General features: G+C 54.5%; 20 protein-coding genes. 10 read left to right on the top strand and 10 right to left on the bottom strand.

Features of this window, described 5'->3' with window-relative positions; translation table 11 throughout:
• Positions 1-1,401 (bottom strand): glutamine-hydrolyzing carbamoyl-phosphate synthase small subunit, encoded by a 1,401-nt coding sequence (carA, locus tag FKW31_RS05610; RefSeq protein ID WP_006116006.1) that lies wholly within the window; start codon positions 1,399-1,401, stop codon positions 1-3.
• 233 nt (positions 1,402-1,634) lie between these two features.
• Here carA and FKW31_RS05615 point away from each other — a divergent pair, with 233 nt between their 5' ends.
• The 8 genes from FKW31_RS05615 (at position 1,635) to FKW31_RS05650 (ending at position 9,572) form a co-directional block, all read left to right on the top strand.
• Positions 1,635-2,090, top strand: a complete 456-nt coding sequence (locus tag FKW31_RS05615; protein ID WP_150178025.1) for a GatB/YqeY domain-containing protein — start codon at positions 1,635-1,637, stop codon at positions 2,088-2,090.
• 97 nt (positions 2,091-2,187) lie between these two features.
• Positions 2,188-4,026, top strand: coding sequence for a DNA primase (gene dnaG, locus FKW31_RS05620; protein WP_150178026.1), 1,839 nt, complete (start codon positions 2,188-2,190; stop codon positions 4,024-4,026).
• Positions 4,027-4,171: 145 nt separating this feature from the next.
• Positions 4,172-6,163, top strand: a complete 1,992-nt coding sequence (gene rpoD / locus FKW31_RS05625) for an RNA polymerase sigma factor RpoD (RefSeq protein ID WP_035351559.1) — start codon at positions 4,172-4,174, stop codon at positions 6,161-6,163.
• Positions 6,153-6,734, top strand: a complete 582-nt coding sequence (locus FKW31_RS05630; protein ID WP_150178027.1) for an N-acetyltransferase — start codon at positions 6,153-6,155, stop codon at positions 6,732-6,734. Before rpoD ends, FKW31_RS05630 begins: the two co-directional genes overlap by 11 nt.
• 166 nt (positions 6,735-6,900) lie before the next feature.
• Positions 6,901-7,362, top strand: coding sequence for a 30S ribosomal protein S6 (gene rpsF / locus FKW31_RS05635; protein ID WP_035351555.1), 462 nt, complete (start codon positions 6,901-6,903; stop codon positions 7,360-7,362).
• 6 nt (positions 7,363-7,368) lie between these two features.
• Entirely contained in the window at positions 7,369-7,644 is a 276-nt protein-coding gene (rpsR, locus tag FKW31_RS05640) for a 30S ribosomal protein S18 (protein ID WP_003622836.1), read from the top strand.
• An 11-nt stretch (positions 7,645-7,655) separates the two neighbouring features.
• On the top strand, positions 7,656-8,261 hold the full coding sequence (rplI, locus tag FKW31_RS05645) for a 50S ribosomal protein L9 (RefSeq protein ID WP_006116000.1): 606 nt from the start codon (positions 7,656-7,658) through the stop codon (positions 8,259-8,261).
• A gap of 99 nt (positions 8,262-8,360) precedes the next feature.
• The gene (locus tag FKW31_RS05650) at positions 8,361-9,572 is read left to right on the top strand and encodes a cyclopropane-fatty-acyl-phospholipid synthase family protein (RefSeq protein WP_150178028.1); all 1,212 of its coding nucleotides are present in this window, start codon (positions 8,361-8,363) and stop codon (positions 9,570-9,572) included.
• A 6-nt stretch (positions 9,573-9,578) separates the two neighbouring features.
• On the opposite strand, the gene rsmA is transcribed toward FKW31_RS05650, so the two are convergent.
• The 6 genes from rsmA to FKW31_RS05680 form a co-directional block, all read right to left on the bottom strand.
• The gene (gene rsmA / locus FKW31_RS05655) at positions 9,579-10,397 is read right to left on the bottom strand and encodes a 16S rRNA (adenine(1518)-N(6)/adenine(1519)-N(6))-dimethyltransferase RsmA (protein ID WP_150178029.1); all 819 of its coding nucleotides are present in this window, start codon (positions 10,395-10,397) and stop codon (positions 9,579-9,581) included.
• 16 nt (positions 10,398-10,413) lie between these two features.
• The gene (locus FKW31_RS05660) at positions 10,414-11,778 is read right to left on the bottom strand and encodes a peptidylprolyl isomerase (protein WP_006115997.1); all 1,365 of its coding nucleotides are present in this window, start codon (positions 11,776-11,778) and stop codon (positions 10,414-10,416) included.
• Between the two features lie 81 nt (positions 11,779-11,859).
• Entirely contained in the window at positions 11,860-14,187 is a 2,328-nt protein-coding gene (locus FKW31_RS05665; RefSeq protein ID WP_081461441.1) for an LPS-assembly protein LptD, read from the bottom strand.
• Positions 14,188-14,193: 6 nt separating this feature from the next.
• Complete coding sequence (lptG, locus tag FKW31_RS05670; RefSeq protein WP_006115995.1) at positions 14,194-15,306, bottom strand: LPS export ABC transporter permease LptG; 1,113 nt, start codon at positions 15,304-15,306, stop codon at positions 14,194-14,196.
• 16 nt (positions 15,307-15,322) lie between these two features.
• On the bottom strand, positions 15,323-16,528 hold the full coding sequence (gene lptF / locus FKW31_RS05675) for an LPS export ABC transporter permease LptF (RefSeq protein ID WP_150178030.1): 1,206 nt from the start codon (positions 16,526-16,528) through the stop codon (positions 15,323-15,325).
• Between the two features lie 111 nt (positions 16,529-16,639).
• Positions 16,640-18,298 (bottom strand): hypothetical protein, encoded by a 1,659-nt coding sequence (locus tag FKW31_RS05680; protein WP_063353887.1) that lies wholly within the window; start codon positions 18,296-18,298, stop codon positions 16,640-16,642.
• A 588-nt stretch (positions 18,299-18,886) separates the two neighbouring features.
• Between FKW31_RS05680 and FKW31_RS05685 the strand changes: the two genes are divergently transcribed.
• Positions 18,887-20,737: an ABC transporter ATP-binding protein gene (locus tag FKW31_RS05685; protein ID WP_150178031.1), complete on the top strand. Its 1,851-nt coding sequence runs from the start codon at positions 18,887-18,889 to the stop codon at positions 20,735-20,737.
• Positions 20,737-21,456: a GntR family transcriptional regulator gene (locus FKW31_RS05690; protein ID WP_006115991.1), complete on the top strand. Its 720-nt coding sequence runs from the start codon at positions 20,737-20,739 to the stop codon at positions 21,454-21,456. Before FKW31_RS05685 ends, FKW31_RS05690 begins: the two co-directional genes overlap by 1 nt.
• A gap of 94 nt (positions 21,457-21,550) precedes the next feature.
• Here FKW31_RS05690 and minE read toward each other — a convergent pair whose 3' ends face one another.
• From minE to minC, 3 genes are all read right to left on the bottom strand, one after another.
• Entirely contained in the window at positions 21,551-21,886 is a 336-nt protein-coding gene (minE, locus tag FKW31_RS05695; protein WP_089178859.1) for a cell division topological specificity factor MinE, read from the bottom strand.
• On the bottom strand, positions 21,883-22,698 hold the full coding sequence (gene minD / locus FKW31_RS05700) for a septum site-determining protein MinD (protein WP_006115989.1): 816 nt from the start codon (positions 22,696-22,698) through the stop codon (positions 21,883-21,885). The genes minE and minD overlap by 4 nt, the downstream gene beginning before the upstream one ends.
• Before the next feature lie 138 nt (positions 22,699-22,836).
• The gene (gene minC, locus FKW31_RS05705; RefSeq protein WP_150178032.1) at positions 22,837-23,535 is read right to left on the bottom strand and encodes a septum site-determining protein MinC; all 699 of its coding nucleotides are present in this window, start codon (positions 23,533-23,535) and stop codon (positions 22,837-22,839) included.
• Between the last annotated feature and the right edge of the window lie 152 nt (positions 23,536-23,687).

Here is a 23,687-nt window from a genome sequence, read left to right on the forward strand (position 1 = left end):
TTATTTCTTGGCGCTGTTAAGGTCGATCAGGGTGACAAAGCGTTTGAACAGATAGAAGCTGTCAGACGGGCCGGGGCTGGCTTCGGGATGATACTGGACGGAAAACGCCGGATACTTGTCTGATGCCAAGCCTTCGTTTGATTCATCAAACAAGCTGATATGTGTGACGTGCGCATCGGCGGGCAGGGTATCAGCATCCACAGCAAAGCCGTGGTTCTGGCTGGTAATTTCCACGCGCTTGGTGGCCAGATCCTGCACCGGCTGGTTAGCTCCGCGGTGGCCGCGTTCCATTTTGTAGGTTTTGGCGCCCAGCGCACGGGCCAGAAGCTGATGCCCAAGGCAGATGCCAAACAACGGTACGCCAGCATCCAGCACAGCTTTAATAGCGGGCACAGCATATGTGGCCGTAGCTGCCGGATCACCGGGGCCATTGGAGAGAAACACGCCTTCTGGCTTAAGGGCCAGAATTTCTTCACCCGTGGTGGTGGCAGGCACAACGGTTACGTCACACCCGGCAGCAACAAGGCAGCGCAAGATGTTGCGTTTTGCGCCGTAATCTACAGCAACAACCTTGCGCCGGTTTGTGGGGGCTTCCTTGCTGCCATTGGGCCATTCCCACACGCTTTTTGTCCATGCGTAAGGGGCGGCGCATGTTACTTCCTTGGCAAGATCCATGCCTTCAAGGCCCGGCCATGCTTTGGCTTCTGCCAAAATGGCATCCAGATCAAACTTGCCATCCTGCGGGAAAACCAGCGCAGCCGTTTGGGCGCCCTTGTCTCGAATTTTTAAGGTGAGGGAACGGGTATCCACACCGGCAATACCGGACACACCGCGTTCCTTCAGCCACGCATCAAAGCTTTCCGTTGCGCGCCAGTTGGCTGGTGCTGTGGGGTCTTCCTTCACCACAAGGCCGCGGGCAAACACTTTTGTAGCTTCATCATCTTCTGCATTCGCGCCCACATTGCCGATATGGGGGAAGGTGAAGGTAATAATCTGCCCGGCAAAAGATGGATCAGTAAGTGTTTCCTGATACCCGGTCATACCGGTTGAAAAGCAAATTTCGCCAATGGAGGGTTTGGAGGTGAAAGCGCCAAAGCCTTTCCCCCACAATACGGTTCCATCTGCGAGAACAAGCGCGGCGGTGGCGCCATCGGGGCGGGCGTCGGGCATGGATGATCCTGTCTTGCTGTCTCCCGCATGGGGGGAGGGTCGGTCTGTCGGAATGGGTTGGAGGTCTTCCAGGGAAAGGCCTGTGGCCTGCGCAATAACGGGCCAGTGGCGGGGCGGAATGGCCTGCGCCTGCCGCCATTTGCGGATGGCTTCCGTGCCAACGCCTGTTAGCTTGGCTGTGGCGTCTGGGCCGCCAATCCGGGCGATAATGGTATCTATGGACAAGGGCATGTGCGTGCTTGTGCCTCCCGAAGCCGTCTTCTAGCACTCGATTTCCAAGGTGGGAAGAAATTTCCCACCTGCAAGATGCTGTGTTGTAAGTGGGTGGGAAGTTTTTTCCCGTGGTGTTGCATGCGTGCCGCGCAGGGGCGGAGAGGTTCTTTATTTTCCGTATGATGTTTTTTTGTGAATCTGGATGATATGGTGCGCCCGATTGCAGCACAGAAAGAGCGGAGCATATGGAAATGACATTACGTGAACGCCTGATGGCAGACCTGAAAACAGCCATGAAAGCAGGCGAAAGCACCCGCGTGGCCACAATTCGGATGATTACGGCTAAGCTGAAAGACGTGGAAATTGCAGGCCGCGCCAAAGGGCAGGAAGGGTTGAATGAAAATGAAGCCATTGCGGCCCTGCGTGGGATGGTAAAGTCCCGCACGGAATCTGCTGGCATGTACAGAGAGGGCGGCCGCCCCGAGTTGGCGGAAAAGGAAGAAGCAGAAATCGAAGTGATCCGTGGCTATCTGCCGCCAGAAATGGATGAAGCCTCCTTGAAAGCTGCTGTGGATGAAGCTGTTGCCACCGTAAAGGCAGAAAGCCTGAAGGACATGGGCAAGGTGATGGCTGAACTGAAAAACAAGTTTGGCGTGGCGCTGGATATGGGCAAGGCCAGTGCTGCTGTAAAAGCGCGTCTGGGCTAAGCGTTTTTTAAACATCATATTTGCTGAAATAAGTATCAGCCCGATCTGAGGTGGTTTTATGCCGCCTAATCGGGCTGCTTGATGAAACGGACAGTCAATGGCGATTGATTCAGCTTTTCTGGATGAATTGCGGGCCCGCACGCCCATTGCGTCCGTTGTCGGGCGCAGGGTCAAACTGGCCCGCTCCGGGCGGAACTGGAAAGGGTGTTGCCCTTTCCATGGTGAAAAAACGCCCTCCTTTTATGTGTATGATGATCACTTCCACTGCTTTGGCTGCGGTGTGCATGGAGATGTCATCTCCTTTGTCATGCAGATGGAAGGCAAAAACTTCCCCGAAGCTGTAGAGGAGTTAGCCTCCAGCGCAGGCATGGAAGTGCCAAAGGATACGCGCCGCACGCAGGAAGAAGTGGCGCATGTGCGCTCGCTGGAAGATGTGCTGGCGGCGACGCAGGAAATCTGGTCTCGCGCCTTATACAAGCCAGAAGGGCGCGCTGGACTGGATTATCTGCTGGGGCGTGGCCTCACGCGGGAAACGCTGGAAACGTTCGGTTTAGGCTGGGCAAGTGAGAAGCGGGGAGATCTGGTTTCTGCCCTCGCGCCCAAAGGCATTACACCCGACATGATGGCCGAAGCAGGCCTGATGCGGGTGGATGAGCAAGGCCACCCCAAGGGTGAGTTGTTCTGGGGGCGTGTCACTTTCCCCATCCGGGATCGCAAAGGGCGTCTGGTTTCCTTTGGTGGGCGCATTCTGGGGGATGGGCAGCCGAAATACCTCAATGGCCCGGAAACTCCAGTTTTTTCCAAACGGCGGCTTTTGTTTGGGTTGGATCGTGCCCGCGCTGCTGTGCGTGCACCACGCCCCAAAGGTGTGTTGGCGCCGGATCTGGTGGTGGTGGAAGGGTATATGGATGTTATTGCCCTGCATCAGGCCGGTTTTACAGGGGCAGTTGCCCCACTGGGCACGGCGCTCACGCCTGAGCAGTTAGAAGCGTTGTGGCAGGTCGATCGTGCGCCCATTCTGTGTTTTGATGGTGACGCAGCAGGGCGTAGGGCAGCGGTTAAAGCAGCGGAAACGGGTCTGCCGTTGCTCAAGCAGGATTATTCCCTGCGTATCTGTTTGCTGCCTGATGGAGAAGACCCAGACAGCTTGGTGCGCACACGAGGGCGGCAGGCTGTAGCGGAAATGTTTGCCGCAGCGCAGCCTTTATCCGAAGTGCTGTTTGATTTGCTCAGCGCGGGCGCCAATAATCCGGGGCCAGAAGAACGTGCAGCCTTGCGGCGTAGGCTGACGGAAGTTGCAGGCCTTATCCCAGATAAAACGCTGGCGTCTGAATATCGCTCCACGTTGCTGGATCGGTTTTTTACGACATTCCGGCGCGGTGGCGGCAAATGGAACGGGCCGCAGAGCCGTAAAGCCAACGCGCCGGCCTCTGTGCCCGGTGCTGTGCCAGTAAATATGGATCAAACGCGCGAACGCCAACGCCTGATGCTGGAGTTGCTGCTGTTGCATCCTGTTCTGGTGCCGGAGGTGGAAGAGGCGTTATGTCGGCTTGATTTGCCAGAAGAATTTGCCGAGGTGCGCGCCCTTTTGCTTGATCTTTCTGCCGAGGGTGAGTTGCCAGATAATGCTGCGGCATTATATGCATGGTTGCAGGCACAAGGGGCGGAGGAAACCATTCGCGCTGTTGTGCGTGAAAGCTACTCTGCGATGTCGGAAAGTGATGCAGAAGACCCGGCACACACTGTTGCATCAAGAACACAGTGGTGGCATTTTTATGGTTTGCTCTACGGGCCGCAATTTATTCAGGAAGTAAATCGTGAGATTGCGCGTTTTGTTGAAAAAGGCGGAGATTCCGCTGAATGGCAACGGTTACAGGCGCGGCTAGAGGCAATGGAGCGCCTGAAACGCGGCGGTGTGGACGACACCGAGCTATAAGACAACAAATGTGTTCAGGGCGTGTTCCCCTTGACTTCACGCGCAGGATATCCCACGTCCTGCCCGCCCTGAAAAGAGAGCAGTACATAGTAAACTGGTCGTTCTGCATTCTGTTCGGATGCGGGCGGGGAGGAGCAGGTCTGGCATGGCGACAAAAACGGCATCAACCAACGCAGCGCAGGAACAGGATGGGGATACCACCCTGCTTGATACGCGGTCTTCTGCAGTCAAAAAACTGATTGCCAAAGGGCGTGAGCGCGGGTGCATTACGTTTGATGAGCTGAATGCCGTTCTCCCGCAGGACAAGATGTCTTCTGAACAGATTGAAGACATTATGGCTGTGCTGTCTGAAATGGGTATTCAGGTTGTCGAAAACGAAGATAACGACAACGAAGAAGCTGAACCCAAAAAAGCCGCCGCTGAAAGCGAAGATGCAGATGCGGAGGAAGAGGCTGAGACCGAAGCTGAAGCCGAAAGCCCAACCGGCAATGTAAATGCTGAAAGCGTAGGCCGCACGGATGACCCGGTGCGGATGTATCTGCGCGAAATGGGCACGGTGGAACTGCTCTCCCGCGAGGGCGAAATTGCTATTGCCAAGCGGATTGAGGCTGGCCGCGATGAAATGATTGGCGGCTTGTGTGAAAGCCCGCTGACATTCCGCGCCATCATCTCCTGGCATGAGATGATCCGTAACAATGAAATGCTGCTGCGTGACATTGTGGATCTGGAAGCCATGCAAAGCGGGGGCAACCCGCTAGAAGAAGGCGGAGACGGCACGTTTAATGAAGCCGAATCCGATTCGGACTCGGAAGAGGCAGAAGAGCCAGAAACCGAGGGCGAGGGTGATATTGAAAGCGAAGGCAGCGGCCTTTCCCTTTCTGCGCTGGAAGAAAAGCTTAAGCCGGAGATTCTGGCGCATTTTGATGAGATCGAACCGCTTTATGCAGCTCTGCGTAAGTTGCAGGTGCAGCGGATTGAAGCCCTGACATCTGGTGAAGATGTTGATGGGAATTTTGAAGAAAACTACGTTGCCCTGCGTGAAAAACTGGTGGGCAAGGTAGAGCAGGTACACCTGCACAATAACCGGATTGAAGATCTGGTTGCCCAGCTTAAACAGATGTTCCAGAAGCTAAACATGCTGGAAGGGCGCATGCTGCGTCTGGCAGAAAGCTGCCGTGTCTCGCGTGAAGATTTCTTGCTGAAATACCGTGGGCGTGAGCTTGATCCGGGCTGGATGGACATGGTTTCCGCCCTGTCTGGCCGTTCATGGAAAAACTTTGTGGCCAAGCACGCCAACACAGTGGTTGACCTGCGTGATCAGGTTGCGCAACTGGCGCAGGAAACGGGTTTGCCGATTGGTGAATTCCGCCGTGTGTATGCAACGGTTGCACGTGGTGAGCGTGATTCTGCCCGCGCTAAAAAGGAAATGATCGAAGCTAACCTGCGGCTGGTTATTTCCATTGCCAAAAAATACACCAACCGCGGCCTTCAGTTCCTTGATCTGATTCAGGAAGGCAATATCGGCTTGATGAAGGCGGTGGATAAGTTTGAGTACCGCCGTGGCTACAAGTTCTCCACTTATGCAACGTGGTGGATCAGGCAGGCTATTACGCGCTCCATTGCGGATCAGGCGCGTACCATCCGTATTCCTGTGCATATGATCGAAACGATCAACAAACTGGTGCGCACATCCCGCCAGATGCTGCATGAAATCGGGCGTGAACCTGCTCCGGAAGAACTGGCTGAAAAGCTGGGTATGCCGCTGGAAAAAGTGCGCAAGGTGCTAAAAATTGCCAAGGAGCCCATCTCCCTCGAAACCCCGATTGGGGATGAGGAAGATAGCCATCTTGGTGATTTTATCGAGGATAAAACGGCTATTATTCCGCTGGATGCCGCTATCCAGACCAACCTGCGTGAGGCCACAACCCGCGTTCTGGCCTCTCTCACCCCGCGTGAAGAACGCGTGCTGCGTATGCGCTTTGGTATCGGTATGAACACCGATCACACGCTGGAAGAAGTTGGCCAGCAGTTTAACGTGACGCGTGAACGTATCCGCCAGATTGAAGCCAAGGCCCTGCGTAAGCTTAAACATCCAAGCCGTAGCCGTAAGCTGCGTTCCTTCTTGGATGATAACTGATCTAAACTTTAACGCCGAATCCACAACGCGCATGAAGGTGGTTGTTACCTTCATGCGCATGTTTTCTCCGCCGCAACACACACCTTTGGCTTTGCCTGAAGGATGGCACGTGCAGGAGCGTATTCAGCCCGATGTGGCTGGGTATCGGCTTTTGCAGGATCGGGTGGGGCGGGAATATTGTTGGTGGATGCGGCAGGCGGCATCAGATGCCACTCTGGCCCGTTTTTTAGAAACTGCACCCGTAAACATTGGCCTTCTACGGCAAGAACAGCAGATCCGTGGTTTTTTTGAGCTGGATCTGGCAGATCCGCAATCTGTAAACCTTTCTTATTTCGGGTTGTTTCACGAGGCGATTGGCCAAGGGGTCGGGCGCGCTTTTCTGGATAACGTGCTGCGTTTGGCGTGGCGTGGCGGGCCGCATTCTGTGCGCGTAAACACCTGCACGGCAGATCATCCACGCGCATTGGCTTTGTATCAGCAGGCAGGCTTCAAGGTTATGCGGCGTGTAGAAGAGGTATGGGATGTGCCAGATCGGCTTGGCATTCCCGTTCCACAGCATCTGCGCGTGTGAATCTCTCTTGCTTTTGCCGCGTAAATATGATTGAGACTGCTCTTTCCCTGCCGGGTTCATGGCATTGGCCCGGCTATACCCGCAGCTTCAGATTTTAAAACTCTGTAGCACCGTAGGCCGGAAGGGTTCGGCACGGGTGGGTTGATTGTATCCGAAGGGAGTCAACATGCCACTTTATGAAACCGTGCTGATTGCGCGGAATGATATTTCCCAGCAGCAGGTGGATGCCATTCTTGATGGTATTGCCGCCCAGATTGAAGCCGATGGCGGTGCCGTGCGCAAGCGCGAGTACTGGGGCCTGCGTAGCCTTGCCTATCGTATCAAAAAGAACCGCAAGGGCCACTACGCTCTTCTGGGTCTGGAAGCACGTTCTGAACTGGTGAAAGAAATTGAACGCCAGCTCGCTCTGAACGAAGACGTTCTGCGTCTGCTGACACTGCGCGTTGAAGAAATCGACGAAGCTCCGTCTCCGGTTCTGTCCCGCAAGGGCGATGACCGTGGTGACCGTGGCGGCTTCCGTGGCCCCAAGCAGGCCGGTGGTCGTTTTGAAAGTGGCCGTGGCCGTCGCAGCGGTGGTGAAGACCGCAGCAACGCCGAACAGCCAGCTGACAACGCAGCAGCGGAGTAATCCAGAATGTCTGATACAATGGAAGTAAACCCCGCCGCCCGTCGCCCGGCTGTGGGTGCGCGTCGTCCGTTCTACCGTCGTCGCAAGTCTTGCCCGTTCTCCGGCCCCAACGCGCCGAAGATCGATTATAAAGACGTGCGTCTGCTCAGCCGCTTCCTGTCCGAACGTGGCAAGATCGTGCCGAGCCGCATCACGGCGGTTTCCGCAAAGAAGCAGCGTGAACTGGCACAGGCTATCAAGCGTGCCCGCTTCCTGGCTCTGCTTCCCTACGTTGTAAGCTGAGGGAGCGATCAATGGCTGCTACAGAAGTAATCCTGCTTCAGCGCGTCGAACATCTGGGTCAGATGGGCGATGTGGTGAAGGTACGTCCGGGTTTTGCCCGTAACTATCTGCTGCCACAGGGCAAGGCTATTCGTGCAAACGATGATAACCGTGCCCGTTTTGAGCGTGAACGCGCTCAGTTGGAAGCACAGAACATCAAGCGTCGTGAAGAAGCTGAACGTCTGTCCGAACGGATGGAAGGTCTGGCTGTCATCCTGATCCGTCAGGCCGGTGATAGCGGCAGCCTGTATGGTTCCGTCAGCACGCGCGATGTTGCGCAGGCTGTTACGGAAGCAGGCTTTACCATTTCCCGTCAGCAGGTTTTCCTTGCGCACCCCATTAAGTCTTTGGGGCTGTATGAAGTGAAAATTGCGCTGCACCCGGAAGTGGTTGTGCCGGTCATCATCAACGTGGCACGTTCTGAAGAAGAAGCAGAACGTCAGGCACGTGGTGAAGCTGCTTCTCTTGAAGAAGAAGCTGAAATTGCTGGTGATGATGCCGTTGTTGAAGGCGAACTCATTACCGACCCAGCAGAAATTGCTGAAGCAGAAGCTGCACCGGCAGAAGCTAACGCTTAATTGCTGTTTGCATTTTCATGCGGAAGAAGCCCGGAAAATTCTTTTCCGGGCTTTTTTTTTGCGCGTATGCTGCAATTAATTTTCTGAAGGAGACGCGGGATGAAGCAAGTTCTTGATCGCATTCTGCAACACTTTATCGCAGATGGTCAGTTGCAGGTGCGCTGGCCAGATGGAAGCACAAGCCTTTATAAAGGCCGCAATCCCGGCCCTTCAGCTGGCGTAGTACTGCATAATCAGGCTGCCGTGCGGGCTATGGTGATAAACCCGGGGCTGGGTTTTGGTGAAGCTTATATGGAGTCTCACCTCGATCCGTTGGAGTGCACGCTTTACAATCTGCTGGATGTGCTCATGCTTAACGCCATGCGCCCGGGTGGCCATGTGGCGGAACGTCTGGCATCGGCTCTGCGGTATGTGCGCCGGGGGTGGATACAGTTTAACCCAATCAAGCGTGCACAGCAGAATGTGGCGCATCATTATGATTTGGATAACCGCCTGTATTCTTTGTTTTTAGATAAAGATTGGCAATATTCCTGCGCTTATTTCCGGCATGGCACAGAAACGCTGGATGAGGCACAGGCCGCCAAAAAACACCATATTGCCGCCAAGCTGCTGTTAGATCGGCCGGATTTGGAAGTGCTGGATATTGGGTGCGGTTGGGGGGGTATGGCCCTTACACTGGCCAAGGATTACGGCGCTATTGTTACCGGCATTACTCTTTCTCAGGAGCAGTTGGCTTTTGCTCGCCAGCGCGCCAAGGATGAAAGGCTGGAAGGACGTGTGCGGTTTGAGTTGCTGGATTACCGCAACCTACATCGACGGTTTGACCGCATTGTCTCAGTTGGCATGTTCGAGCATGTCGGTGTAGGGCATTACCGGCAGTTTTTTGATGTCATCAAAAACGCACTGGTGGATGATGGTGTGGCACTTGTGCATTCTATTGGCCGGAGTGATGGGCCGGGCACAACAAACCCGTGGGTTAACAAATACATTTTCCCCGGTGGGTATTCTCCGGCGTTAAGCGAGGTTTTTGCCGCTGTTGAGCCTACAGGCTTGTGGGTGACTGATTGTGAAATCTTGCGTCTGCATTACGCAAAAACAATTGCCATCTGGCGTGAGCGTTTTGCGGCCAAACGGGCAGAAGCGGTTGCGTTGTATGATGAACGCTTTGCCCGGATGTTTGAGTTTTATCTCAACGCCGCAGAACTGGCTTTCCGTGTGCAGGGGCACATGAACTTTCAGCTCCAGCTTTCTCGTTCTATTTCTGCCGTGCCGTTTACGCGGGATTACATTGCCGCAGCAGAAAAAGAATAAGGCGCTTTATTGAGCCGATAGCGCAAAATGCGCACGTGCCAAGCGGTCAAACTCTGCAATATCCAGAGTTTCCGCGCGGCGCGTGCCATCTATTTCTGCTGCTGCCAAAAGCTTATCACCGTTCAGGCCTTTTAAGGCTCCGCGTAGCATTTTGCGCCGCTGCCCAAAGGCTGCTGCCGTTACGCGTTCCATTGCTTTAAAAAGAGCAGGCGCGGGTTGTTGGGCATGAGGCGTAATGCTGGCAACCGCAGACCATACGGCTGGGGGCGGTGAAAACGCACCCGGTGGCAGCTTCATAACAATCGCACACTCTGCACACCATTGGGCCAGTACAGCCAAGCGTCCGTAATGTTGGCTGTTGGGCGCGGCGCAAATACGTTCAGCCACTTCCCACTGGAACATGAGTGTCAGCCGTTCCCACGCGTTGCCTTGTCGTAGCCAGCCAATAAGCAAAGGTGTGGCCACATTATAAGGCAGATTGGCAATAATCTGCCGTGGTGCGGCGCAAAGCTCTGTAAGGTCACACTTTAGCGCATCGGCTTCCACCACCTTGAGGCGGTTGGGGTAAAAGCCAGCCAGTTCCTGAATAACCAGCACGGCGCGGCTATCCAGCTCCACTGCGGTTACAGATTCCGCAGGGCCATTCAGTAAAGCGCGTGTTAAACCACCGGGGCCGGGGCCAACTTCCACAACGTGGCGGCCTTTTAAGTTACCTGCCAGTGTTGCAATGCGTTCTGTAACACCCGGATCAAGCAGAAAGTGCTGGCCGAGGGCTTTGCGTGCATCCAGCCCATGCCGATGGATAACATCGCGCAGGCTTTCCATAGGGGCAGACAGGGCCTTATACCCCCTTTAGCTTGATGTGCTTGTCAATAATAGCGCGGCGGTGCAGGTCACTATCCAACTGGCGGGCGGCCTGTTCCACGCGTTCATTCATCAACTGGTCAGCAATTTCGCTAGGTGAGCGGTTGGAAAAGTTCTTTTCTTTTTTGGTGCAAACCATCAGCAGATCAATCCCATCGCGCGAGACCAGAGGGCGGGAGACCTTACCTTCGGGTAAATCAGCCAGCAGAGATTGCATTTGTGGGTTCAGGCGTTCCAGCGGCATTTCACCCGGATCTGTGGGGCGCTTTTCGCCTTCGGCCTTGTTCAGGGCCTCCATTTCCGTGCAGCTATGAGTGTTTTGGATAACCTGCATGGCTTTTTGCAGGGTAGATTCCTGCTGCGGCGTAATGTGCTGCGGGTCTAGCGGTGTATCAAAGGAAAGGAATACCTGCCGAATGGTAATCAGGTGGCCCATTTCGTGCCCAATAACACGCTTGCCATTAAGGGTGATGATAACATACCCGCCCGGCACTTTGATGGGGTTAGAAATAGCCCCAACGCCCACGGGCATTTGCCGTACCACCTGCACAACGGCCGGGTCTAGCTCATCTTCCTGTACCCAGCCCATGGAACCACCATCCAGCGCTGTCTGACTTTGGGAAAACTGAGCTGCCACAATGGGGAAGGGCGCACCCTTACGCAGTTCCTGAATAACGGTGTTGGTAAAGTCCAGCTCTTCCTGATCGTGCCGGGGATCTTCCACTTTTACAAAAATTTCGGCCAGTTCGTATTCTGTGCGGCCTTCTTCGCGCTTGAGCGCAGCCTGACGTTGGGCAATATCCTGTGCTGATACGCGTGAGCGCGCACCAAGCTCCTGCCGTAGCACCTGAATCCAGCCAATTTGCACCCGGATCTGGTCGATCAATGTGGTAAGAGACACGCCATCTTGTGCCAGATGCTCGCGCAGGGTGCCTTCGGGCATGCCGTTGCGCCGCTCAATATTGGTAATGGCGCCTGCAATCTGTTCGGGCGGCACATTGATATGGCGGCTAAGAATTTCCTGCGTACGCAGGCGTTCATCAATAAGCTGGCGAATAATTTGGGGCCGCAGCCGCGCCATCAGATCTGGCGTAAGGGGCAGGCCGGTAGAAAGGGCAAACAGTTTGCCGCGGTTATCAACATCGCGCTTGGTAAGCGGAATACTGTTGATAACAGCAAGAATCATATCATCTGGTTCAGGCTGGGCAGGCGTTGCTGTTTGCTGCGTTGCCGCGCTGGAGGTGTGCCGTGTTGCTGCCTGCGCATACGGTGCGCCAGCAATGGCCGGAACGCTAAGCGCGGCAAGGGAGCAACAGGCCAGTGCAAGGGAACGCAGGCGCATACGGAACAGTCTTTCAGCTTTCTGCCAGATCGGGAACTCTGTTCCCTGATACCGGAGCGCGAGGCATTTTTGAAGCAGTTCTTACTTAAGGCCGAAAGACCCAAGCGTTTTCAGGCTAAGGGTGAACAGGAAGGTAGAGTTACGCTGCTGCCCACCAATGGTGGTGTACTGCTTGAGATACATGAAATCGAGGCCGAAGCAGTCATTCGTATATCCAATATCTCCACCCAGAGAGACAAATTCACGGCGGGAGAGGCTGCGGCGCGCAAACCCGGAAAGATGCCAGTTATCCCAGTCGGAGGAGAAGCCGCCGCTGATTTCGTTTGTGCGTACAGTGTAAAGCTGGTTCGGGCTATAGGAGCGATAGTTGGTGGCAAAGTAGTAATAGGGGGTAACGGGTTCATACACATACCCGCCACGGATACGGAAATGCGGCACCCCGGCGCTGAACAGGGCATCACCAAAGTTGAATTTGCCGGTATAGGGATCAAGCCGCATACGGGCGTTGAAATCAAAATACTCGTTTGGTGCTACACGGGCACGCGCCACAATGTCTGAGGCATGATGGTCTAGCCCAGAATAGGGCAGGCGGTCATGTTCGATATGTTCCTGGAAGCTTTCACCGGCCAGAAGATCCACTTCGTGGCCATCCCATGTCCAGTTGGCATGCACCCCGATATTGCCGCGCAGGCCGCCATCCAGCCTGTCTGTGCCCTGATAGCGGTTAAGAGAAAACAGCGTTGAATCCGTAAATTCATAGGACATGCTATCTTCGTTCGGAATCATGTCCGTTGCGCCCATGCCAGTATTGGGGGCGTAAATGGCTTGCACAATGGGTTCTATCAACTGCGTGCCGCGGCCATGTTCAAAGCTGCGGACAAACGGCCAGTTGGTTTTTAACGCAATGGTAGGCAGAACCTGCCCGCTTACAACTGTACGGGCTGTTTTGTAGTAGTTGGGCTGCTGGTACAGCTTGCGGGCGCGGTAGACCATGGAATCAAGCCGCAATGTCAGCAGGAATTGCTGCCCTTGGCGGGAACGCCACAGCCTATCCCAGTTTAATTGCAATTCACCGCGCTGATCGGCAGACCCGTTTTCACGATATACGTAAAAATCGGTGGTGTTTACGCTGGTGCGACCGCCCAACGCATCTGGCTGGCCAACAAAGCTATACGTATAACGCGGCAACGCCCACGGCAGATCGGTGTTGTGAATGACACCTTTGTTCAGGCCCTGATAGTACTGCCCATCAATACGGGAGTAAGAGCCTGTGCCAAAGCCTTCAATATAGGCGTTGGAGTTTAGGGTATCAGACCCATAACCCTGCACACGGTAATCGCGCATATAGTCAGCAGAGGTGGCCAGATTGATGTTGGCTCCGGCGCGCCAGTGCTTGTTTATGGAGAACTGGCCACGGGCAAACAGATAGCCCTGCACACCATGGTTGCCGCCACGGCCTACATCATCACCAAAGCCGTTGGTGTAGCTGTTACTGCGATGCGTATCGTAAGCCAGACCGCCCTGAATGTTGATCTTGCCGAAGTTAAAGAAGTTTCGGTACTGCGCGCTGATCTGTGGCCCTGTTTTGGTGGAGAACAGGCCCTGCACGGTCATGTCGGACTGATCATCAATCACCCAGTAATACGGGATAGTGAAATACGTGCCCAGATAACGGTCATGCGGTGTAATGCCGGGCATAAGGAACCCGCTGTGCCGCTTGGCTGAAGGGTCCGTCATGGAGAAGTAGGGCAGGTAGATGACCGGAATACCCAGAATATCCAGATACGCATCACGGAAGTCGATTTTCTGGTGTTCCAGATCCTGCGTGGCGTCATAAGCGCGGAACTGCCAGAAAGGTGCGCGGGTTTTATCTTTTTCGCAGATTTCACAGGCCGTATAAACGGCGCGGCTCATGACGTTAATCTTGCCTGCTGTACGCCGCAGGCCGTTGGCTGCCAGCTTGGCGTTGTCCTGCATGGTGGCATTTACGTGCATCATGATACCATCCTTCATGCCGCCCGAAAGCTCGGCATAATGGGTGTACAGCACGGAACCATCTGGCTGAATGGTGGCTACATTTCCGCGTGCGGCTATAACGCCGGTATCGCGGTCATACACAATGCGGTCTGCTCGCAGCACATGGTCGCCCTGCCAGACCTGGACATTGCCAGTCCAGGTAACGGTGTGCTCAACATCGTTGTAGTCAACCTTATCGGCCTGAAAAGTTGCCGGTTCATCGGGAGATGTCGGGCGGCCGGTATCAAGGTGCATCACCTGCGGGCGGAACTGCGCGTGGGCATGTTTGGGCAGGTTGAAAAGAAGGCACGCGGCCATGCTCCCCAATGCGGTGGCCGCACTGAGGGTGGAACGACGGCGCAACAAAGGGTTGCGGAAAGGCCGGCGAGCCACGGTCAATCAGCCATCCTCCAAATGAAGCAGCAACGAAACAGCCAGACATAACCCGGCCAGCGTAGGGGCCCATGCAGCTAGCATCGGCGGAAGTGCCCCCGAATTCCCGAACTGCTCTGCAACCTTGGATACGGTGAAAAGCAGAAAACCCGCCGCAACGCCAGACCCGATCATGCGGGCAACGCCCCCGCGCCGAGATGGACGCATGGAAAACCCCGCCGCAACCAGTGCCATCGTGCCCGCCAGCATGGGCAATGCCAGCAGGGACTGAAAATGAATACGATGGCGAATAGATGAGAAACCTGAGCGATCAAGCAAGGAAATAAAGCCCGGCAGCGCCCAGACAGAAAGCGTTTCGGGGGAAGAAAAACTTTCCTGCACGCGGTTAACCGTTAAATCTGTAGGCAGATCAATCTGGCCAACGTGGTGCAACAAATCATTAGGCCGCACCACAGAGGCATCACTTAAAATCCATTTCAATGTTCCCAGATAGCCTTCGGGAGCTTCGATTCGCATCATCAGCTTGTCCTGATGATCAAGACGGAACACGCTCACATTACGGATACGGAGCAAGCCATCCTTAAGCTGCACGCCACGCGCATGTAGCATGGCAACGCCGTGCGGATCGTACTGACTATCTGATTGCCGTAGCCATAAAGACCCGCTGGACAGGCTGAGCGGCCCACCACCAGTACGCAGATATTGCTGATCCAGCTCTTCCGCCCGGCGATACATGGATGAAGACACCGGAGAAATCAGGGTGGTGAAAAGAGCACCAATCAGCATGGCGCAGGCTACCGGAGCGGTAAGAAATTGCCATGCGGAAATACCAGCAGCGCGCGCCACAATCAGTTCGGAAGAACGCGTAAGCCGCCAGAAGCAGACAATCCCGCCCAGAAGCATGCCAAAAGGTAGGATTTCCGTGGCAAAATAAGGCACATGAAGCGCTGCAATTTCTGTTACCACATTGGTGGAAACATCTGGCTTGGTGGCGACACGGCGCAACAGGTCAATAAAATCAAACAGGCAGACAATGCCGGTTAGGGAGGCAATCATCGCCACAACGGAAAACACAAACTGCCGCGCAATATAGCGGGAGAGGGTAACGGCAACAATCATCAGGCCGGAAGCCCCTTCAGTTCTGTGTCAGGCGGGCAGAGGCGCGGTCTGCCAGCATTTCCGGAATGAATAGTATGCCTGCGCATATCAGCCCCGGCAGTAATGCCACAAGCGGAATAAGCGGGATAAGGGCCATGTTTCGGCTGGCCAGGTTTTGCAGCAACAGGTTAATGGCCAACAGCCCCACAACAGTCAGCACCGCAGCAAGGGGCCGCTTGATATTGCCGTAGCGTGAAAAAGCTCCACGCAGCACGGCAACCAGCCCTACCATGGCAAAGGAAAAGCAGGTAAGAGGGGATGTAAGGCGGCGCCAGCCTTCTACCTTGAACTTGCCTGTATCGCGCACAGAAACCTGTTGTGGATCTGGGTGCAGCAGTTCCCCCAAAGACATTTCAGCAGCATCCCGAAAGCGGGCGTCTTCCTGATGTGCGGCAGACAAATCCATGGAATCCTGCTTGAAAACCAGCATGTTCAGGCGGCCTGTCTTATGGTCGATCACCTGTCTGGAACCATCGTACAGGATCACGCGGGGGGTATCATTCACGATCATCATGGACCCATGATTGGCCAGAATTGTGGCCTGATTCCCCGGTTGCCGATCATCCTCCACCATAATGCCGTGCAGCGTGCCATCGTGGCTGCGCGAACGAATATAGACCGTCATGGCATCCGAAACCTTGGTGAACACGCCTTCTTGCAGCATGAAGGCCGCCATCTTGTTGCGGATATCAAATTCGTATTGCCGGAAGGCGTGGTAGGATGTGGGCACAATCCACAGGTTCAGCAAAAAGCCCATTATGGTGGCCATAAGCGCACAGCCCAGCCCGGCCTTTGCCAGCGCAAACTGTGAAAGCCCCGCCGCCTGCATAACCGTAAGTTCGCGGTCTCCCGCCAGCCGTTGATACACAAACAGGCTGACCACAAAAGTGGTAATGGGCAGCACTACCGCCACAAAGGAAGGGATGAGCAGGCTTGTGAGTTCAATAAACACACGCAGGGAAAGCCCTCTGTCCACCACCAGAGAGACAAAGCGCAAAGACTGCATAAGCCAGATGAGCGCGGCCAACCCCCCGGTGGTTGCCAGCAGTGCCACCAGAAGCTGGTGGAACACATACCTGTCCAGCGTGAGGAAACGCGATTTCAGCCAAGACTGAAGTGAACGGACGGTCATACGTCTGTTATCTACTTCACCTGTGCGGGAGGCAACAGCCTTATCATGCATAAAGCAGGTGCAAGCATGTTGCTCCGGTGTGGTTTTTCTTGAAAACTGACAGTTTTATTGGCGCAAACTCTCAAAATTCCGCAATTTCTTTTTTCGCTTTTCGCGGAATTTCTAGAATAGAAGAATCACACCACCAGCAGCCGTGTTGTCGCTTTCCTTGTAAGGGCCGTGGGCGGCAGACGATGTATGAGTGTATTCACCCACCAGATTCAGCCAATCTGTCAGCTTGTAAAAAACAGCCCCAACTTCAGACTGGTTGCGCCGCACAAGGGTAGGGCTGTTTTCTCCCGGAGCCTGATACAGGTTGCTTACGCCGTAACTGCCCACCAGCTTGAGCCTTTTGGTAACGTGGTAGGCCCCCTGCACGTAATACCCTTCGGATGCACGTTTGCGGCCATTTTGCCCCACGCCATCAAAGAACAGCCCGGTGGTACCCAAGCCGCTGCCGCGATAGTAGTAGGCGACACCTTCAAGCGGACCATAGGTAACTTTGGTGCCAATATCGCCCGCTTCTGCCATTGCGCCCTTGCGGCTGTCTGTATTCAGCAAAGTGCTTTGCAGGCCCTGCTGATGCTGAATCAGGAAGCTGGCCCAGATGCGTGTCTGCACCTCGCCAACCTTGAAATCATACGTAACCTTGCCCTGCACCATGGGGGAGGAGTGATGCTCGGATGAGGCAGACAGATCGCCCCCGGCAAAATTAAATTCATCCAGCGGTTGGAAGATACCGACAGTGCCTTGAAAACCGTGAATGGTGGGTGAGGCGTAGGAAATCTGCGGAATCCAGTCTGCGTACACATAACCCACACCAATGCGGCCCAGAGATGTGTTGCCCGGAGCTGCGTTGTTGCCGGAAGCACCGACGCTGAGCAGCGTGGCATCGTTCAGAATAGCGTCGGAGCCAAACAGCGCCAGATCACGCCCGACTTTGAATGTGCCGATATTCTTGTTGCCAAACGTAACGTAAACCTGACGCAGATCGATACCAGCAGTGCCAAGCCCAACGGGGCTGCCGCCTGTGTTGGCGTTAAAGGCCCCGTTTTTGGCGTTATCAATACCCGGATACATGCCCAGAACGGCAGAAATATCCATACCGCGCTGCACGGTGCTAAGCTTGAGCACAAAGCCAGCAGGGAGCAGACCGTTACGCACAGCAGAAGAATCAAACCCGCTGGAACCGGTGGAAACACCCCCAGCCACGGCTTGCCCGCCAGCGGGGCTGTTGTAGGTGTAAAAGCCGTTCACAAAGCCAGAAAGGTTGATGTTGATGGGGCCCGCCATAAAGGTAAGCCCTTTGCCGGGCACGTATTTTGCCACCCGCACCACATCGTCGCCTTTAAGGGATTTGGCAGCTTCTTCGGCAGAACGGGCGCTGGCTTCTGCGCGTTCTGCGGCACTTTCGGCCCGCATGCCGGAATCTTCTGCACCGGGGTCAAACTTGATGCCGGGTTCGTATTCATCACCGCCAGCCCCATGCCCGGCATGGGCCACCATGCGGTGCCGTGTGCCCGAAGCCGCTGCCGTGCGGCCAGAGCCTGAACCACCTCTGCCGCCTGAAGATGCACGCTCGGTTTGTGCTGGAGCGGCGTGGCGCACGTGTTTGGCGAGCAGCGTATCGTATTCATGCTTGGTTAGGCTGCCTTTGGCGCGCAGCACATCCAGCAGATCGCTATAATCATCAGCCAGAGCAGCTTTGGGCAGCATGGCAGGCGAACCAGCAACCGATGCGGCCATAACCGTGGCAACCAGCGCCTTTTTTCCCGATGCCATACAACTGTGCTCCCCTAAAAACCTGCTCTCTCTTACTGTGGATCAGATTTCCTGCCGTCAATACGGCGTAAAAAGGCAGCAGCTTTGTAAGCCAAGAGGGCAACGATGCAGCAAAACCGAACGCATTGGTAGAAAAAACCCCATTCTACACTGCTGCGTAAACAGCAAAACGTATTGGTTCCATAATGGAATGGAATAAATATAATTCTTTAATATCAAGGAAATAGACGATTATTTTTTTGCGGTGGAAGCAGAATGAAAAACAGTATGAATTAAAAATGACGTAAGCAGTTTTGACGATAAAATGCTATATACACAGCACAAAAAGTGAAGAAAAGTGCGCTTACAAAAGTTCCACTCATCACGGAATTTTTATTGTTATAACAAGAATTTACGTCATTTCTTGAGGCTGTTTTTGATTGGCGACGTAAAAGGGTGCGAAAATTTCCCCGTAATTGCAGTACTTTGCATCATAATTTGCCATTATGCCGCCGTGTTCGCGCCGCACAGCACATTTTGGTGTCTTGAATTTAAACTTAGCTGGGCAGGGCAAGTGGTTCTGCCAAATCAGTAACGAAAGCAAACACAGTGTCGGCGGAAAAAGAAAAACACAGTCAGGCTTGGCCACACAGCGCTCAGCAGCAAGCTTTTTCTGCTGAGCCCATTATAACGGTGCCGGATGAGGAACTGCCACACTATGCCGGGCGGCCCGTGGCGTTTTTAGTGCGTTACATGCGGCATAGGCCTGTGGGGCATGCGTTGGTATTTGGCTCTGTTGGGTTGGCTATTGGCTGTATCGTGCTTTCATCTAACGGTATCCGCCGCCTGGTGGATCTCATGACAGGCACATCCCCTACAGGGGATGTTATGGCCGTATGGTCTGCCGTTGGGGTGCTGATTGGCCTGGTTGTGGCAGACAATATCTCGTGGCGTATTGCCGGGTGGTTTGCTGCCCGCACTTTTGTAGCGGTTACGGGGGATATCCGGCAGGATCTGTTCCGTTTTCTAACAGGCCATTCTCCCGCCTATTTTGCAGACCGTATGCCCACATCGCTTGCTGCACGTATCGCTACCGCTGGCAATGTGAGTTTCACCATAGAAAACTTGCTGGCATGGAGCGTATTGCCCCCTAGTCTGAATGTTCTGCTTTCTGTTGTGCTGATGTTGTCTGTCAGCACCATTATGGGCAGCGTGACAGTAGTGCTGGCCATTGGGCTATGTTTGCTGATGTTCCGTCTGGCCGTAAGGGGCCGCACTCTGCACGGAGATTACGCAGCAGCCGCCGCCGGGCTGGAAGGTGAAACGCTGGATGTTATGGGCAACATTGCACTGGTGCGGGCCTTTGGCATGCGCAACCGTGAGCGCGAGCGTTTTAATGCCCTCACGCAACGGGAAATGGGCGAACGCCTGAAGTCTCTGCGTTACATGGAAAAGCTGCGCATGATCCATGCGTTGCTGACTGCGGTGCTCACTACGGGTTTGCTCATTTGGGCCGTGTTGCTGTGGCAATGGCAGCAGGCAACCGTTGGGCAGGTGGTCATGATTATTACGTTGGGCTTTGCCATTCTGCACGGCACGCGGGATCTGGCTTTGTCTATGGTGGAAACCATCCAGCATAACGCACGGTTGTCCGAAGTGCTTTCCTCGCTACTTGTGCCGCATGATATGCCAGATGCTGAAAATGCCGTGCCGATGAAAGGCCCAGTGTTGGGCGATGTGCAGTTTCGGGATGTGGTGTTTGCGTATCCTGGTGGCGCCGCAGTGCTGGATCACTTCAACCTGCATATTCAGGCAGGCACCCGCGTAGGGTTGGTGGGGCGTTCGGGCTCAGGCAAAAGCACGGTGCTGGCCCTGTTGCAGCGCATGCGCTTTGTGCAGTCTGGCAGTGTGTTGATAGACGGGCAGGATATTCGCGATCTTACAGAAGATGCACTGCGGGCCTGCCTTTCCATTGTGCCGCAGGATGTCTCCTTGTTGCATCGCTCTGTTATGGAAAATATTCGCTACGGCAGGCCAGATGCCACAGATGCAGAAGTGCGTGCCGCAGCAGCCGCTGCCGGGTGTGCCGCATTTATCGACGAATTGTCTGAAGGATTTGCTACCATTGTAGGAGATAGGGGCGTAAAACTGTCTGGCGGGCAGCGCCAGCGTATTGCCATTGCACGCGCCTTTTTACGCAATGCCCCTATTCTTATTTTAGATGAAGCCACAAGCGCGCTGGACACGGAAAGCGAACAACACGTACAGCAAGCACTAGACAGGCTGATGGTTGGGCGCACGGTTATTGCTGTGGCGCACCGGCTTTCCACCTTACAAAACTTTGACAGAATCGTTGTGATGCAGGAAGGCAGGATTATCGAGGATGGTTCTCCTGCGCAGCTTGAACAGCAGGATGGCCCGTATCGGCAGTTTCTTAACAGGCAGATGACACACGCATAATGACAATCATACAAACACCACAGGCGTGGAAAAACCTGCGACCCGAAGGGCGGGGCGAAGCACGAGGTGCCCTTGCAGCCTATGCTTACCAGCAGATACGCGACAGGCTGATTTACTGTCATTATCAAGGTGGTGAGCGCTTGGTTTTGCGCCCGCTTGCGGCTTCATTGGAGTTAAGCCCCACTCCAGTGCGCGAGGCGCTGTTGCGCTTGGTTTCAGAACAGGCGCTGGAACTGGATGAACGCAATACAGCCCGTGTGCCGACCACCACGCGCGCACTGTTTTTAGAAATTCATGGTGTGCGGGGAGATCTGGAGGGCCGTCTTACCCGAGATCTGGTTACGCACATTACCCAAGAACAGATTGCGGTGCTGCGCGAAAAGCATCGGGACTTTATTGTGGCATATGAAAACGCAGACCCACATAAGACCGCTGTGGCCAATGCTATTTTCCATAGCACGGCAGCAGGTTTTTCCCGCTTGTTGTTTACGGTAGGGATTATTCGCGGGTTGTGGGCACGTATGGGGCCAATTTATGCAGCAGCTAACAGCTTGCCTACAATGAGCCCAGCAGACCCAAACCACCCGCATCTGCAAATTCTGGCCGCGTTTGAAAAGCGCGATGTTGAGGCCGCAACAGATGCATTGCAGCGTGATTTTCTGCAAGCTAGAGAATGGCTGGAACCTTTGCTGCCAGAAGAACAGCCGGTAACAGTTTGAATTTGAAGTAAAAATACACAAGCCTGCCAGACCGGAAAGGGTCGGTCAGGCTTGTGTATCTGTGTGCGGCGCAAAGCCCCGCAGTCAGGCAGGTTTAGGCTGGTTTGGTTTTGCCACCAGCCGGAGGTTTGCCAGATGCCGCAGTTTTGGCTTTGTTATCCGCTTTGTCTTTGTCTGACAGGCCCGGAACTTCCACATCAATTTCCAGCATGGAACAATGCGCGCCACGATCCAGCTTGATCTGAACCTTGTCCTGATCAACCGCAACGTGCCGTTTAATAACTTCCATGATCTCGCGGTGTAGCTGAGCCAGCAGGTCATCCTTGCCGTCACCTACACTGATGCGTTCATGCGCCAGCAAAATCTGCAACCGATCCCGCGCAACAGGGGCGGAGGAGCGGCGTTTAAAGAGGTTGGAGAGGAAGGTCATGAGACTCTCCGTTTGAACAGCCAGTCAAACAGGCCTTTGCGTTCAGTTGGAATGGTAACTTCCACTTTTTCACCCAACAAGCGGCGCGCTGCTTCTGCATAGGCGCGGGCTGGAGCGCTTTCCGGTTCGGCAATCGTAACAGGGGCGCCCACGTTGGATGCTTTCAGAACATCCGGGCTTTCTGGAATAATGCCAAGCAGTGGAATGGAAAGAATTTCAAGCACATCATCCGTAGCCAGCATGTCACCGCGTGCGGCGCGCTGCGGGTCATAACGTGTCAGTAGCAGGTGCTTATCAATTTTCTTGCCGCTTTTGGCCTTTTCCGTTGTGCTATCCAGCATCCCGATCATGCGGTCACTGTCTCGCACAGAGGAAACTTCCGGGTTGGTGACAATAACAGCCATATCAGCATGGTGCATGGCCATTTGTGCGCCACGCTCAATACCGGCGGGGCTATCACAGATAACCCAGTCAAACTTTTTACGAAGTTCTTCAATAACCTTGGCAACGCCCTCTGTGGTCAGGGCATCTTTATCCCGCGTCTGGGAGGCAGGTAGAAGGGAGAGGGTATCAATCCGCTTATCCTTGATAAGCGCCTGCGCCAGATTGGCGTCACCCTGAATAACGTTAATCAGGTCAAACACCACGCGGCGTTCCGCCCCCATAACCAGATCAAGATTACGCAGCCCGACGTCAAAATCTACCAGCACGACTTTCTGGCCGGTTTTGGCCAGTGCGGCTCCCAAGGCTGCGGAGGTTGTGGTTTTACCCACACCACCCTTGCCTGACGTGACGACCAGAACCTTTGCCATCAGTATTCCTTTTTATATCTCTGCGGGGTCATACGGATGAAGCCATGATGACCTTGTATGGCGATAACATGACAAGCTGCACCTAAAAAGAAAACTGCCAATATCTATTTAGTCTTAGTTTTCTTTTTATTTATTTTCTTACGGCAGCGGACGGAACAAAAGTGCTTCCCCCGAAAGCAGAACCTGTGCGGGCTTTTCTGTGCAGGCGGGGTCCATTTCTTCCGCCGTGGCATAGAATCCATCTATGGCCACAAGTTCGGCGGCCAGATTGCGGGTGTAAATCCGGGCATTGCCGTGCCCACCGATACCCGCAATGGCCCGCCCGCGTAAGGCGCCATAAATATGGATAGACCCCCCGGCAGAAACTTCCGCCCCAGAGGCCACAGCCCCCAGAATAATCACATCGCCATCTGGCCAGACAATATGCTGGCCGGAGCGTACGGGGTCTTCTATCAGCAGGGTTGTGGGGGGGGGTGGGCCTTCGGGTTCTTCTTCTGGTGCGGTAATTGGGCCCGAAGAGCGACCCCCCACCGGGCTTTCAGGCCATTCCCAATCTGCTACGGCAGGCCATGAGCGATCACCGTTTTCTATGCCCAGCACACGTATGCCACGTTCTTTGAGTGCAGGCAGCAAAAAGGCAAGGTTGGGTGTATCGGCCTGCATCATGCTCAGATCAAGAATAACAGGTTTGCCAGCAAAAAAGCCAACAGACCGCGTGATCTGATGATCCAGCGCCACCAGCCAATCTTCCAGCGGGGCTTCCGGCGTGAGGGTGAGCGCCAGAAAAGAGCGCCCGGACATACGGATACGGGGGAGTGGGGGATGTGTGCCGGACAAGAACAGCCGCTCTCGAAATAAAGATCAGGAATAACAGATGCACAGGATAATGGCGTTACAGTGCAGTTGGGAAGTGTCTGTTACGCATTGGATGCATGAAGGCAAGGGGATGGTGGGAATTTGATGTGCTTTCATGCTGTTTTCCCTCTGGC

The sequence above is a fragment of the Acetobacter sp. DmW_136 genome, assembly GCF_008690365.1.
Taxonomy (GTDB): Bacteria; Pseudomonadota; Alphaproteobacteria; order Acetobacterales; family Acetobacteraceae; genus Acetobacter; species Acetobacter oryzifermentans.

Excerpts from the sequence above, each read along its gene's own strand:
- FKW31_RS05650 (WP_150178028.1), top strand. The coding sequence starts at position 8,361 with ATGAAGCAAGTTCTTGATCGCATTCTGCAACACTTTATCGCAGATGGT.
- FKW31_RS05630 (WP_150178027.1), top strand. The coding sequence starts at position 6,153 with ATGATAACTGATCTAAACTTTAACGCCGAATCCACAACGCGCATGAAG.
- FKW31_RS05680 (WP_063353887.1), bottom strand. The coding sequence starts at position 18,298 with ATGGCATCGGGAAAAAAGGCGCTGGTTGCCACGGTTATGGCCGCATCG.
- rpsR (WP_003622836.1), top strand. The coding sequence starts at position 7,369 with ATGTCTGATACAATGGAAGTAAACCCCGCCGCCCGTCGCCCGGCTGTG.
- minD (WP_006115989.1), bottom strand. The coding sequence starts at position 22,698 with ATGGCAAAGGTTCTGGTCGTCACGTCAGGCAAGGGTGGTGTGGGTAAA.
- lptG (WP_006115995.1), bottom strand. The coding sequence starts at position 15,306 with ATGATTGTTGCCGTTACCCTCTCCCGCTATATTGCGCGGCAGTTTGTG.
- rplI (WP_006116000.1), top strand. The coding sequence starts at position 7,656 with ATGGCTGCTACAGAAGTAATCCTGCTTCAGCGCGTCGAACATCTGGGT.
- rpsF (WP_035351555.1), top strand. The coding sequence starts at position 6,901 with ATGCCACTTTATGAAACCGTGCTGATTGCGCGGAATGATATTTCCCAG.
- minE (WP_089178859.1), bottom strand. The coding sequence starts at position 21,886 with ATGACCTTCCTCTCCAACCTCTTTAAACGCCGCTCCTCCGCCCCTGTT.
- dnaG (WP_150178026.1), top strand. The coding sequence starts at position 2,188 with ATGGCGATTGATTCAGCTTTTCTGGATGAATTGCGGGCCCGCACGCCC.
- rpoD (WP_035351559.1), top strand. The coding sequence starts at position 4,172 with ATGGCGACAAAAACGGCATCAACCAACGCAGCGCAGGAACAGGATGGG.
- FKW31_RS05690 (WP_006115991.1), top strand. The coding sequence starts at position 20,737 with ATGACAATCATACAAACACCACAGGCGTGGAAAAACCTGCGACCCGAA.
- FKW31_RS05660 (WP_006115997.1), bottom strand. The coding sequence starts at position 11,778 with ATGCGCCTGCGTTCCCTTGCACTGGCCTGTTGCTCCCTTGCCGCGCTT.
- lptF (WP_150178030.1), bottom strand. The coding sequence starts at position 16,528 with ATGCATGATAAGGCTGTTGCCTCCCGCACAGGTGAAGTAGATAACAGA.
- rsmA (WP_150178029.1), bottom strand. The coding sequence starts at position 10,397 with ATGGAAAGCCTGCGCGATGTTATCCATCGGCATGGGCTGGATGCACGC.
- FKW31_RS05615 (WP_150178025.1), top strand. The coding sequence starts at position 1,635 with ATGACATTACGTGAACGCCTGATGGCAGACCTGAAAACAGCCATGAAA.
- carA (WP_006116006.1), bottom strand. The coding sequence starts at position 1,401 with ATGCCCTTGTCCATAGATACCATTATCGCCCGGATTGGCGGCCCAGAC.